Here is an 11,740-nt window from a genome sequence, read left to right on the forward strand (position 1 = left end):
GCTTTACATCAGCACGATGTCGTACTGTTCCTGCTGGTAGCCGTTCTGCACCTGCAGCGCGATCGGCTTGCGGATGAAGTCGCCGAGCTGCGCCAGGTTCTGCGATTCCTCTTCCAGGAACATGTCGATCACCATCTGCGACGCCAGGATGCGGAACTCGCGCGGGTTGAACTGCTTGGCTTCGCGCAGCAGCTCGCGCAGGATCTCGTAGCACACGGTGCGCGCGGTCTTGACCTGGCCCTTGCCGTCGCAGGCGGGGCAGGGCTCGCACAGGATGTGCGCAAGCGACTCGCGGGTGCGCTTGCGGGTCATCTCCACCAGGCCCAGCGACGAGAATCCCGACACCGACACCTTGGTCCGGTCACGCGACAGCGCCTTGTGCAGCTCGGCCAGCACCGACGACTTGTGCTCGGCGTTCTCCATGTCGATGAAGTCGAGGATGATGATGCCGCCGAGGTTGCGCAGCCGCAGCTGGCGCACGATGGCCTGCGCTGCCTCGAGGTTGGTCTTGAAGATGGTGTCGTCGAAATTGCGGCCGTGCACGTAGCTGCCGGTATTGACGTCGATGGTGGTCATCGCCTCGGTCTGGTCGATGATCAGGTAGCCGCCGGATTTGAGGTCCACCCGGCGTCCGAGCGCGCGCTGGATTTCCTCCTCGACGCCATACAGGTCGAACAGGGGCCGCTCGCCGGTGTAGTGCAGCAGCCGGCTCATCACCGACGGCGTATAGACCTGCGCGAACTCCTGCAGCTTCTGGAAGTTCTCGCGCGAGTCGACCTGGATGCTGGTGGTGTCGTCGCCGACGAAGTCGCGCAGCACGCGCTGCGCCAGGCTCAGGTCCTGGTACAGCAGCGCCGGCGCCGGGCGGCTCTTGGCCTGCCGGGTGACGCCGGCCCAGGTCTTGCAAAGGTAGTCCACGTCCATGCCGAGGTCGGCGTCCGACGCGTCCTCGGCCATGGTGCGGATGATGAAGCCGCCGCGTTCGTCCGGCGGCAGCAGCGCCTGCACCTTCTGCCGCAGCGCGTCGCGCTCGGCCTCGTTCTCGATGCGCTGCGAGATGCCGATATGCGGATCCTGCGGCAGGTAGACCAGCATGCGGCCGGCGATCGAGATTTGCGTCGACAGCCGCGCGCCCTTGGTGCCGATCGGGTCCTTCACCACCTGCACCATCACCGACTGGCCGTCGAACAGCAGCCGCTCGATCGGCTGCGGCGCGCTGTTGCTGCCGTCATGCGGCCGCGCTTCCCAGATGTCGGCCACATGCAGGAAGGCTGCGCGTTCCAGGCCGATGTCGATGAAGGCGGACTGCATGCCGGGCAGCACCCGCACCACCTTGCCCAGGTAGACGTTGCCGGCGCGGCCGCGCAGGTTGCTGCGCTCGATGTGCAGCTCCTGCACCGCGCCCTGCTCGATCAGCGCGACCCGCGTTTCCTGCGGCGTGACATTGATGAGAATGTCGGTGCTCATAGGATGCGTATGCCGGCCTGCTGCAGCAGCTGCGCGGTTTCGTGGAGCGGCAGCCCCATGATGCCGGAATGGCTGCCCGAGATATGGCTGATGAACTGCGCGGCCCGGCCCTGTATCGCATAGCCGCCCGCCTTGTCGTACGGCTCGGGCAGGGCGCAGTAGGCGCGCATGGTTTCCTCGCTCAGCGTCGCGAAGGTCACTTCGGAAGTGTGCGTGGCCTGCCAGAATTCGTCGAGGTGCCTGAGCGCGATGCTGGTCAGCACCTGGTGGGTGCTGCCGGACAGCATGCGCAGCATGGAAAGCGCCTCGGTTTCGTTGGCCGGCTTGTTCAGGATATGACCGTTCAGCGTGACCGTGGTGTCCGCGGTCAGCACCGGCCGCACACGCAGCCGGCGCGACAGCATGGTGGCGCTGGCAGTCTCGGCCTTTTCCCGGGTGACGCGTTCGACATAGGCCAGCGGCGTCTCGCCGGGCTCCACCAGTTCGGGCACGTCCGGCCCGCGGGCGGCGTTCTCGCGCAGCAGCAGCAATTCGAACTCGACGCCGATCTGGCGCAGCAGTTCGCGGCGGCGCGGGCTTTTCGAAGCCAGATAGATTTTCTGGTCTATGGGTCTCATGAGGGCTTGTGTTCCGGAGGCGGCTGCCGCATACGGTCAGACTCGGTGATAAGGATGGTTCTGGGTGATGGACCAGGCCCGGTAAAGCTGTTCTGCCAGTAAAACCCGCACCATGCCGTGCGGCAGCGTCAGGCTGGAAATCCGGATCAGCATGTCGGCCTGCTGCTTGAACTGCACGTCCAGTCCGTCAGCGCCGCCGATGACGAATGTAACATCAGTGCCGCCCTGTTGCCACTGCGTCAGGTTTTTAGCCAGCTGCATGGTGGTGACGTCGCGGCCATGTTCGTCCAGCGCGATCACTTTCGAGCCCTTGGGGATGGCCGCTTCGATGCGGACCTTCTCCATCGCCATTACGGTGTCGGCGCTGCGGCTGCCGGAGCGGTCCACCGGCTTGATCTCCTTCAGCACCAGCCGGCAGTCCGGCGGCATGCGCTTGGCGTATTCGGTGAAGCCGGTCTCGATCCAGGTCGGCATCTTGTGGCCGACGGCGGCGATGACAAGCTGCATCGTGCCGCCGGCTTATTCCGCCTTGGCGCGCTTGGCGGGCGCCTTGCGGGCGGCGCTGCGCGGCGCGGCCACCTTGACGGTCTTGCCGGCAGGCGTCTTGGCCGCGGTCTTGCGCGCGGTTTTCTTGGCGGCGGTCTTGACCGCGCCGGTCGCCGACTTCGCTGCGGTCTTGCGCGCCGGCTTGGCTGGTGCTTCGCCGTCGACGGCCGCCTGCTGCGTCACGGTCAGGTGGCGCGCCGGCTTCTTCACCACCGCGTCGTCCGCATCCGTGCTCTTCTTCGCGCGCTTGGCGGCGCCCATCTTCACTTCCTTGTCGCCCCAGATTTCCTCGAGGCGGTAATACGCCCGGATTGCCGGCTGCATGATGTGGACGATCATGTCGCCCAGGTCGACCAGCACCCATTCACCGGTGTCCTCGCCTTCCATGCTGACGATCTTGCCGCCGCTTTCCTTGACCTTGTCGCGCACCGAGGCGGCCAGCGCCTTGGTCTGCCGGTTGGAGGTGCCCGATGCGATGGCAATGCGGTCGAACAGGCTGGTCAGGTGGGTGGTGTCGTACACCACGATGTCCTGCGCCTTCACGTCTTCCAGCGCATCGACGACCAGTGATTGGAGTTTCTTGATATCCATTATGATTTATATAAGTTATGTTGTTCGATATAGTCTAGCACCGAGGCTGGCAACAACCGTTGAGGCCGCTCGCCCTGCGCCAGCAGGGAGCGGATTTCAGTTGCCGATACATCGACAGCCAGGTTCAGCGCCAGGAAGGTCAGCCCATGCGGCGTCTCGCGCAATTGCGAGGACGGGGCGGTGCGCCGCGTGAATTCGCGCGCCACGTCGGCCGGCAGCGAGTCCATGCTGAAACCGGGCCGCGAAGCCGCACAGATATGGGCAAGGTCGAACAATGTCCGCCATTCATGCCAGGTATTCAGGTGCAGCAGCTGGTCGGCGCCCATCACGAATGCGATCGACGCGTCTGGCCCGGCCTCGGCCCGCACCGCGCGCAGCGTGTCGATGGTGTAGCTGCCGTCCCGGCGCCGGATTTCCTGCTCGTCGACCACCACCGGCACCGGCTGCCGGTCGAAGGCCAGCCGCAGCATGGCGACGCGGTCGGCGGCGGACGCATTCAGCGGGTCTTTCTGCCACGGGTTGCCGGCCGGGATGATGCGCAGTTCGTCCGGCACCAGCAGCCTGGCGAAGTAGCTGCCCAGCGCGACGTGGGCGTTGTGGACCGGGTCGAAGCTCCCGCCCAGGAGCACCAGGCAACGCCGGCTCACGCGGTCCAGTCCCGGTGCACCAGGAAATCGGTGTACAGCGCCGCCTCCGGGGTGCCGTCGGCCGGATGCCAGTTGTAGCGCCATTTCACCACCGGCGGCAGCGACATCAGGATGGATTCGGTGCGCCCGCCCGACTGCAGGCCGAACAGCGTGCCGCGGTCGAACACCAGGTTGAACTCGACATAGCGGCCGCGCCGGTACGCCTGGAAGTCCCGCTCGCGCTCGCCGTAGGGCATGTCCTTGCGGCGCTCCAGCAGCGGCAGGTAGGCCGGCAGGAAATGGTCGCCGACGCTCTGCATCATCGCAAAGCTGTGCGCGAAATCCTGTTCGTTATAGTCGTCGAAGAAGATGCCGCCGACGCCGCGCGGTTCCTGCCGGTGCTTCAGGTAAAAATAGTCGTCGCACCATTTCTTGAAGCGCGGATGCAGGTCGTCGCCGAAGGGCGCCAGCGCGTCGCGGCAGGTGCGGTGGAAATGCTGCGCATCCTCGACCGCGGCGTAGTAGGGCGTCAGGTCCATGCCGCCGCCGAACCACCAGACCGGCTCCTGGCCCTCGGCCATCGCGGTAAAGAAACGCACATTCATGTGCACGGTGGGCGCATAAGGGTTGCGCGGATGCAGCACCAGCGACACGCCCATCGCTTCCCAGTGGCGGCCCGCCAGCTCCGGCCGGTTGGCCGCCGCCGACGGCGGCAGGTTGCGCCCGGTCACATGCGAAAAGCCGACGCCGCCGCGCTCGAACACGTTGCCTTCCTCGATCAGCCGCGAAATGCCGCCGCCGCCTTCGGGACGCTGCCAGCTGTCGACGATGAAGGATTGACCGTCGACCGCCTCCAGCGCGGCGACGATGCGCGCCTGCAGGCCGAGCAGATAGGTTTTGACGAGGGCGGGGGAAGGGGAGTTCGGGTTCAAGGCGGGACGGCGAAAGGAGTCGAGACCGGATTGTACCTTGCCGGGTAAGGCGGGGGAAAAATGGTGGTGCTCCAGTGCGCCGCGAAACGGGCCGGATGCCGGTGCCAGGGCAGGCTGCGCCGTTGCTTCGCCTTTCTTCGCCCGGCAGGGTCGCAATCGCCATCACAGGTCCGCTGTCGGTGCGGTGAAAGCGCGGCAGGCGGAGCGCCACCCGGAGCACGGTAACGTCGTTGCCAAACGAAAAACCGCATGGGTTTTAAGTTGGCAACGTACTGCTCGGCCTTGACTCAGCTATTCAGGTCGAGTGCGCCCCACCTGAGCAGCACTTCCCTGACGGTTGCAAAGCCGTACTGTGTGGCAAACAGCAGGGCGGTCATGTCGTTCTTCTGGACCGCGTTGACGGCGGCCCCCTTTGAAAGAAGTAACTCCACGATCGCGACGTGGCCGTTTTGTGCGGCGAACATCAGGGCGGTTACGCCGTCCTTTTGGGCGGTATCGACCTTGGCGCCCCTGGATAGGAGCAGGCGAACGATCGCCGTATGACCTTCCCGTGCTGCGAATAACAGGGCGGTCATGCCATTCGGCAAGGACCGGCCCACGTCCGCGCCGGACTTCAGCAACAGCCGCACGATGTCCTCGTGGCCTTCCGACGCAGCCTGCATGAGCGGATTTGGCGCATCTTTTGCCGGCCCCTCATTGATCGGCAGCCGGGCGGCGATGTGCTGCATCACCGATGCATGGCTGCCGTTCCGCACGGCCCTGATAAAGGTCGAGGCGTCCGGCTTGGCCGTTAAAGGCATTGCCGTCTTGTTGATCACAATGTTCTGCTGCCCTGGCCGGACAGAAAGCGGCGGTGGACTTTTATACGACGGCAAACTCGTGGCGTTCGGCGTAGTGGCCGCATGTTGTACGCATGCCGGTTCGCCTGGCCGGGACGGCTGGCAGCCTGTGTCGTGACCGGCTCGGACCAGCGGTCGCGCGGTGTGTTCCGGAAAGTCGTAGTCGAGAGAATGAATCTCGATTTCTGGGCGTACAGAAGGAGGGTGAAGCGAAGTCGTCAGCGTGGCGTAGAAGTTTTGCATGGTTGATTCCTGGGGCAGTTGATGTCGCACATAGCAAAAATTCATTGCCATGAGTCAATTCATTTTTCGTTAATGAATGAACTGCCTGGGTATCGCACTTTTCGACTAAGGATGCACTTTTTCTAAACAATTTGCTCGACTACCGGCCATATAACAAAAAAGCCGGCGCAAGGCCGGCTTCCGATACGCTAAAAAACCTCAGCCATGCCGCCTGATCGCCCGCCAGCCGATATCGCGCCGGAACTGCGCGCCGTCGAAATGAATCCGGTCCACCACTGCATATGCCTGCTTCTGCGCCATCTTCACGCTGTCGCCCAGTCCGACCACGCACAGCACGCGGCCGCCATTGGCGGTCAGGATGTTCCCGGTCAGCGTGGTGCCGGCATGGAAAGTCACCGCTTCCGGGGTTTCCTCGGGGATGCCGGTGATGACATCGCCCTTGCGCGGCGCATCCGGGTAGCCGGCTGCCGCCATCACCACGCCCAGCGCCGTGCGCCGGTCCCATTCCAGCTTGACCGCGTCCAGCGTGCCGTTGACCGCGTGTTCCATCACGGTGACCAGGTCGGTCTTCAGGCGCGCCATGATGGGCTGGGTTTCCGGGTCGCCCATGCGGCAGTTGAATTCGAGCGTGCGCGGCGTGCCGGCGGCGTCGATCATCAGGCCGGCATAGAGGAAGCCGGTGTACGGGATGCCGTCGCGCGCCATGCCCTGCACGGTCGGGATGATGATTTCCCGCATCACCCGCGCATGCAGTTCGGGCGTGATGATGGGCGCCGGCGAATAGGCGCCCATGCCGCCGGTGTTGGGGCCGGCGTCATGGTCCTGCAGCCGCTTGTGGTCCTGGCTGGTGGCCAGCGGCAGGATGTTCTTGCCATCGACCATCACGATGAAGCTGGCTTCCTCGCCGTCCAGGAACTGTTCGACGACGACGCGGGCGCCGGCGTCGCCGAGCCGGTTATCCGACAGCATCATGTCGATGGCCGCATGCGCTTCCGCCAGGTCCATCGCGACCACCACGCCCTTGCCGGCGGCCAGGCCGTCGGCCTTGATGACGATGGGCGCGCCCTGCACATCGATGTACGCATGGGCCGCCGCCGCGTCGGAAAAGGTCTGGTAGGCGGCGGTCGGAATGCCGTGGCGCTGCATGAAGGCCTTGGCGTAATCCTTGGAGCTTTCCAGCTGCGCCGCCTCGGCGGTCGGGCCGAACACCTTCAGGCCCTGCTCGCGAAACACGTTGACGATGCCGGCCGCCAGAGGCGCCTCCGGGCCGACCACGGTCAGCGCGACATGCTCGCGGCGGACGAATTCGGCCAGCTCCTTCGGGTCGGTCAGCGCGACATTGCGCAGCCGCGGGTCGAGTGCGGTGCCGCCATTGCCGGGTGCCACGTAGACAATCTGGATGCGTTCGGATTGCGCCAGTTTCCATGCGAGGGCATGTTCGCGGCCACCTGAGCCTACAACGAGAATTTTCATGAGAGATGTGATGCGTTTGACTTTGTCGAAGCCGATGGCGGCATGCCATCCTTTCGCGCCCGGCAACGGCAGCCGGGCGTGCGTGCAAGCGGATTATTCGTCGATGACGGCGTTGGTATAGACCTCCTGCACGTCGTCCAGGTTTTCCAGTGCGTCCAGCAGCTTCTGCATCCTTGCCGCATCGTCGCCGGCGAATTCGATCTCGTTCGACGGCTTCATCGTGATTTCGGCGAGCTCCGGCTTGAAACCGGCCGCTTCGAGCTTGGCCTTGATGGCGGCGAATTCGTACGGGTCGCACAGCACTTCGAAGCCGCCTTCCTCGTCCTGCATCACGTCGTCGGCGCCGGCGTCGAGCGCGGCTTCCATCAGCGCGTCTTCATCGGTGCCCGGCGCGAACAGCAACTGGCCGCAGTGCTTGAACAGGAAGGCCACCGAGCCTTCGGTGCCCATGTTGCCGCCGAACTTGGAAAACGCATGCCGGACTTCGGCCACGGTGCGGACCCGGTTGTCGGTCAGGCAATCGACGATGATCGCCGCGCCGTTCAGGCCGTAGCCCTCGTAGCGGATTTCCTCGTAATTCACGCCTTCCAGGTCGCCGCTGCCGCGCTGGATCGCGCGGGTGACGTTATCTTTGGGCATGTTGGCATCGGCCGCCTTTTCAACCGCCAGCCGCAGCCGCGGGTTGGCGCCGATGTCGCCGCCGCCCATGCGGGCCGCGACGGTGATTTCCTTGATCAGGCGGGTCCATATCTTGCCGCGCTTGGCGTCCGTGGCCGCCTTCTTGTGCTTGATATTGGCCCATTTGCTGTGTCCTGCCATGAGGCTGCTTTCCGTAAGGGTTTTTGCCAGCGCACGGACCTGGAAGATCGCGCGATTAAAACTGATGTCCGGTTTACAATCGCTTCCAGCCGTGCTTGAAAATTTCGGCGATTTTAACATATGGCACCTCCATCAAATTCCCGCAAATTCCCGATTACAGGCCCCAAATCATGCCCAATCCGCTCCTGATCGCAAAAAACAAGACCCACGATCTGCTGCTCCTGCCGCAGCTGGTCAACCGGCACGGCAGCATCACCGGCGCCACGGGAACGGGCAAGACGGTGACGCTGCAGGTCATCGCCGAGTCGCTGTCGAAAATCGGCGTGCCGGTGTTCATGGCGGACGTCAAGGGCGACCTGTCGGGCCTGGCCAAGGCCGGCGCGCCGACGCCGAAGATCACCGAGCGGCTGGCGTCGCTGGAACTGGAAGCGCCGCAGTGGGCCGCCTGCCCGACCACGTTCTGGGATGTCTACGGCGAGCAGGGCCACCCGGTGCGGGCCACGGTGTCCGATCTCGGGCCGCTGCTGCTGTCGCGGATGCTGAACCTGAACGACGTGCAGGAAGGCGTGCTGCAGCTGGTCTTCAAGATCGCCGACGACAACGGCCTGCTGCTGCTGGACCTGAAGGACCTGCGGGCCATGCTGCAGCATGTCGGCGAGAATGCCGCGTCCTTCCAGTCCGAGTATGGCAACGTGTCGGCGGCCAGCGTCGGGGCGATCCAGCGCGGCCTGGTCGCCATCGAGGAGCAGGGCGGCGACCAGTTCTTCGGGGAGCCGATGCTCAACATCGAGGACATGATGCAAACCGACGGCAACGGTCATGGCGTGATCAACATCCTCGCCGCCGACAAGCTGCTCAATGCGCCGCGGCTGTATTCCACCTTCCTGCTGTGGATGCTGTCGGAACTGTTCGAGCGCCTGCCGGAAGTCGGCGACGTCGACAAGCCGCGGCTGGTGTTCTTCTTCGACGAGGCGCACCTGTTGTTCGACGATGCGCCGCGGCAGCTGCTGCAGAAGATCGAGCAGGTGGTGCGGCTGATCCGCTCCAAGGGCGTCGGCGTGTACTTCGTCACGCAGAACCCGATCGACATTCCCGACACCGTGCTGGGACAGCTGGGCAACCGGGTCCAGCATGCGCTGCGCGCCTATACGCCGCGCGACCAGAAAGCGGTGCAGGCAGCCGCCCAGACCTTCCGCGCGAACCCGGATATCGACGTCGTGAAAGTGATCAGCGAAATGGGCGTGGGCGAGGCGCTGGTGTCCTTCATGGATGAAAAAGGCCGGCCGGAGCCGGTGCAGCGCGCCTTCGTGCTGCCGCCGGCGTCCCAGATCGGCCCGATCACGGCCGACGAAAGGCGGGCAGTCATCGCGGCGTCGCTGGTGGCCAACGTGTACGAGAAGACGGTGGACCGCGAGTCGGCCTATGAAACGCTCAAGGGCCGCACCGCCACCCGCACCCCGGTGCGCAACGAACAGGCGGTGCCCGGCCCGACGCCCGCCGCGCCGCCGCCTGCCGCCGGGCCGTCGATCAGCGACCGGGTGCAGGACGCGCTGGGCGGCCTGCTCGGCGGCGGCAACAGCCGGCGCAAGGACACCGTGGTGGAAGCCATCGTCAAGTCAGCCGCGCGTTCGATCGGGTCGAGCGTCGGGCGCGAACTGATACGCGGCGTGCTGGGCTCGCTGATGAAGCGGAAGTAAGCCTGGAAGGCGGCTGGGAACGGCGACGCGCCGGCGCGCGGTTGCAGCGCCGCCGTATCGCCGCGCAATTACGGGACTCGACGCTGCAGGCAGGCCAGGGCCGCGGACATTGCACGGCCGGAAGCGGGCTGACAATTCCCAGCGGCAAACTCCATTGCCGTTTTCTTTTACAATTCGCCAATGACTTCTTCCTTACCGCAGCCGGCGCAGCGCCAGGCTTTCCTGGCCGGCCTGGCGATCGCGGTGATCGGCGCCGTGCTGTTTTCCACCAAGGCCATCGTGGCCAAGCTGATTTACCGTTACCAGGTGGACGCGGTCACGCTGATCGGTTTTCGCATGCTGTTCTCGCTGCCATTCTTTGCCGCGGTCGCGCTATGGCATGCGCGGCGCTCGCCGGCCCTGTCGTGGGGCGACCGCATCCGCATCTCGGTGCTCGGCCTGCTCGGCTATTACCTGTCGAGCTTCCTCGATTTCCTCGGCCTGCAGTACATCAGCGCCGGGCTCGAGCGCCTGATCCTGTTCCTCACGCCGTCCTTCGTGCTGCTGATCTCGGTTTTTTTCCTGGACAAGAAAATCGGCCGCTACGAATGGCTGGCGCTGTGCGTTTCCTATCTCGGCACGGTGCTGGTGTTCCTGCATGACGCGCGCACCGGCGGCCCCGACGTGCCGCTGGGCAGCGCGCTGGTGCTGGCCAGCGCAGTGTCGTACGCGGTCTACCTGCTGATGTCGGGCGAGCTGGTGCGCCGGGTCGGGCCGATGCGCCTGGTCGCCTATGCGATGTGCGTATCGAGCTTTGCATGCATACTGCAGTTTCTGCTGCTGCGGCCGCTGGACACGCTGGCGCAGCCGGCGCCGGTCTATGGCCTGTCGCTGATCAACGCGGTGTTCTGCACCGTGCTGCCGGTGTTCCTGACCATGGTGGCGGTGGCCCGCATCGGCGCGCCGATGGCGTCGCTGTCGGGCATGGTCGGGCCGGTATCGACGCTGTTTCTCGGCGCGCTGGTGCTGGGCGAGCCGATCACGGCAATCCAGCTGGCCGGCACCGGGCTGGTGCTGGCCGGCATTTATTTACTCTCTAAAAAGAAAGCGTAGGCACGAGACATGGATCTGGGAATCAAGGGCAAGACCGCGCTGGTTTGCGGCGCATCGAAGGGACTGGGCCGCGGCTGCGCGGAAGCGCTGGCCGCCGACGGCGTCAATCTGGTGCTGGTGGCGCGCAGCGCCGAGGCGCTGGAGCGCACCGCCGAGGAAATCCGCAGCGCGCATGGCGTCAACGTCATCGCCGTCGCCGCCGACATCACCACGCCGGAAGGCCGGGCGCAGGCGCTCGCCGCCTGCCCGTCGCCGGACATCCTGGTCACCAATGCCGGCGGCCCGCCGACCGGCGACTTCCGCGACTGGGGCCGCGACCAGTGGATCGCCGCGCTGGACGCCAACATGCTGACGCCGATCGAGCTGATCAAGGCCACCGTGGACGGCATGATGGACCGCGGATTCGGGCGCATCGTCAATATCACGTCGAGCGCGGTCAAGGCGCCGATCGACATCCTGGGCCTGTCCAACGGCGCCCGCTCCGGCCTGACCGGCTTCGTCGCCGGCATCGCCCGCAAGACCGTGGCGAAGAATGTCACGATCAACAACCTGCTGCCGGGACCGTTCGACACCGACCGCCTGGCCGCCACCATGAGCGGCGCGGCCAAGGCGGCCGGCAAGTCCATCGACGAAGTCAAGGAAGCGCGCCGCAAGCAGAACCCGGCGCAGCGCTTCGGCACCGCGGCCGAATTCGGCGCGGTATGCGCATTCCTCTGCAGCGCCCATGCCGGCTACATGACGGGACAGAACGTCCTGCTCGACGGCGGCGCCTATCCCGGCACGTTCTGACCAGCAAAC

12 protein-coding genes are annotated in these 11,740 nt (G+C 65.3%); 3 read left to right on the forward strand and 9 right to left on the reverse strand.

All coding sequences use genetic code 11. The annotated features are described in order from the left end of the window. Positions 1-3: 3 nt before the first annotated feature. From rng to QOL82_RS10195, 9 genes are all read right to left on the reverse strand, one after another. On the reverse strand, positions 4-1,467 hold the full coding sequence (gene rng, locus QOL82_RS10155) for a ribonuclease G (protein ID WP_283442147.1): 1,464 nt from the start codon (positions 1,465-1,467) through the stop codon (positions 4-6). After that, complete coding sequence (locus QOL82_RS10160) at positions 1,464-2,084, reverse strand: Maf family protein (RefSeq protein WP_283442148.1); 621 nt, start codon at positions 2,082-2,084, stop codon at positions 1,464-1,466. The genes rng and QOL82_RS10160 overlap by 4 nt, the downstream gene beginning before the upstream one ends. A gap of 36 nt (positions 2,085-2,120) precedes the next feature. Next, a complete protein-coding gene (rlmH, locus tag QOL82_RS10165) occupies positions 2,121-2,591 on the reverse strand; it encodes a 23S rRNA (pseudouridine(1915)-N(3))-methyltransferase RlmH (protein ID WP_283442149.1) in 471 nt (156 codons plus the stop codon). 12 nt (positions 2,592-2,603) lie between these two features. Then, the gene (gene rsfS / locus QOL82_RS10170; RefSeq protein ID WP_283442150.1) at positions 2,604-3,221 is read right to left on the reverse strand and encodes a ribosome silencing factor; all 618 of its coding nucleotides are present in this window, start codon (positions 3,219-3,221) and stop codon (positions 2,604-2,606) included. Beyond that, on the reverse strand, positions 3,221-3,877 hold the full coding sequence (locus QOL82_RS10175) for a nicotinate-nucleotide adenylyltransferase (RefSeq protein WP_283442324.1): 657 nt from the start codon (positions 3,875-3,877) through the stop codon (positions 3,221-3,223). Before QOL82_RS10175 ends, rsfS begins: the two co-directional genes overlap by 1 nt. Then, positions 3,865-4,779, reverse strand: a complete 915-nt coding sequence (hemF, locus tag QOL82_RS10180; protein WP_283442151.1) for an oxygen-dependent coproporphyrinogen oxidase — start codon at positions 4,777-4,779, stop codon at positions 3,865-3,867. The genes QOL82_RS10175 and hemF overlap by 13 nt, the downstream gene beginning before the upstream one ends. A gap of 287 nt (positions 4,780-5,066) precedes the next feature. After that, on the reverse strand, positions 5,067-5,861 hold the full coding sequence (locus QOL82_RS10185; protein WP_283442152.1) for an ankyrin repeat domain-containing protein: 795 nt from the start codon (positions 5,859-5,861) through the stop codon (positions 5,067-5,069). A gap of 198 nt (positions 5,862-6,059) precedes the next feature. After that, complete coding sequence (gene purD / locus QOL82_RS10190; RefSeq protein ID WP_283442153.1) at positions 6,060-7,334, reverse strand: phosphoribosylamine--glycine ligase; 1,275 nt, start codon at positions 7,332-7,334, stop codon at positions 6,060-6,062. Positions 7,335-7,427: 93 nt separating this feature from the next. Then, complete coding sequence (locus QOL82_RS10195; protein WP_283442154.1) at positions 7,428-8,153, reverse strand: YebC/PmpR family DNA-binding transcriptional regulator; 726 nt, start codon at positions 8,151-8,153, stop codon at positions 7,428-7,430. Positions 8,154-8,323: 170 nt separating this feature from the next. On the opposite strand from QOL82_RS10195, the gene QOL82_RS10200 reads away from it, so the two are divergent. The 3 genes from QOL82_RS10200 (at position 8,324) to QOL82_RS10210 (ending at position 11,731) form a co-directional block, all read left to right on the forward strand. Beyond that, positions 8,324-9,850: a helicase HerA-like domain-containing protein gene (locus QOL82_RS10200; RefSeq protein WP_283442155.1), complete on the forward strand. Its 1,527-nt coding sequence runs from the start codon at positions 8,324-8,326 to the stop codon at positions 9,848-9,850. A gap of 180 nt (positions 9,851-10,030) precedes the next feature. Continuing rightward, a complete protein-coding gene (locus tag QOL82_RS10205) occupies positions 10,031-10,942 on the forward strand; it encodes a DMT family transporter (protein ID WP_283442156.1) in 912 nt (303 codons plus the stop codon). Positions 10,943-10,951: 9 nt separating this feature from the next. Further along, entirely contained in the window at positions 10,952-11,731 is a 780-nt protein-coding gene (locus tag QOL82_RS10210) for an SDR family oxidoreductase (RefSeq protein WP_283442157.1), read from the forward strand. The last annotated feature ends 9 nt before the right edge of the window (positions 11,732-11,740 follow it).

The sequence above is a fragment of the Noviherbaspirillum suwonense genome (assembly GCF_900182955.1).
GTDB classification, from domain to species: Bacteria; Pseudomonadota; Gammaproteobacteria; order Burkholderiales; family Burkholderiaceae_D; genus Noviherbaspirillum_A; species Noviherbaspirillum_A suwonense.

Coding starts and splice junctions, on each gene's coding strand:
- rng (WP_283442147.1), bottom strand. CDS start 1,467: ATGAGCACCGACATTCTCATCAATGTCACGCCGCAGGAAACGCGGGTC.
- QOL82_RS10160 (WP_283442148.1), bottom strand. CDS start 2,084: ATGAGACCCATAGACCAGAAAATCTATCTGGCTTCGAAAAGCCCGCGC.
- rlmH (WP_283442149.1), bottom strand. CDS start 2,591: ATGCAGCTTGTCATCGCCGCCGTCGGCCACAAGATGCCGACCTGGATC.
- rsfS (WP_283442150.1), bottom strand. CDS start 3,221: ATGGATATCAAGAAACTCCAATCACTGGTCGTCGATGCGCTGGAAGAC.
- QOL82_RS10185 (WP_283442152.1), bottom strand. CDS start 5,861: ATGCAAAACTTCTACGCCACGCTGACGACTTCGCTTCACCCTCCTTCT.
- purD (WP_283442153.1), bottom strand. CDS start 7,334: ATGAAAATTCTCGTTGTAGGCTCAGGTGGCCGCGAACATGCCCTCGCA.
- QOL82_RS10195 (WP_283442154.1), bottom strand. CDS start 8,153: ATGGCAGGACACAGCAAATGGGCCAATATCAAGCACAAGAAGGCGGCC.
- QOL82_RS10200 (WP_283442155.1), top strand. CDS start 8,324: ATGCCCAATCCGCTCCTGATCGCAAAAAACAAGACCCACGATCTGCTG.
- QOL82_RS10205 (WP_283442156.1), top strand. CDS start 10,031: ATGACTTCTTCCTTACCGCAGCCGGCGCAGCGCCAGGCTTTCCTGGCC.
- QOL82_RS10210 (WP_283442157.1), top strand. CDS start 10,952: ATGGATCTGGGAATCAAGGGCAAGACCGCGCTGGTTTGCGGCGCATCG.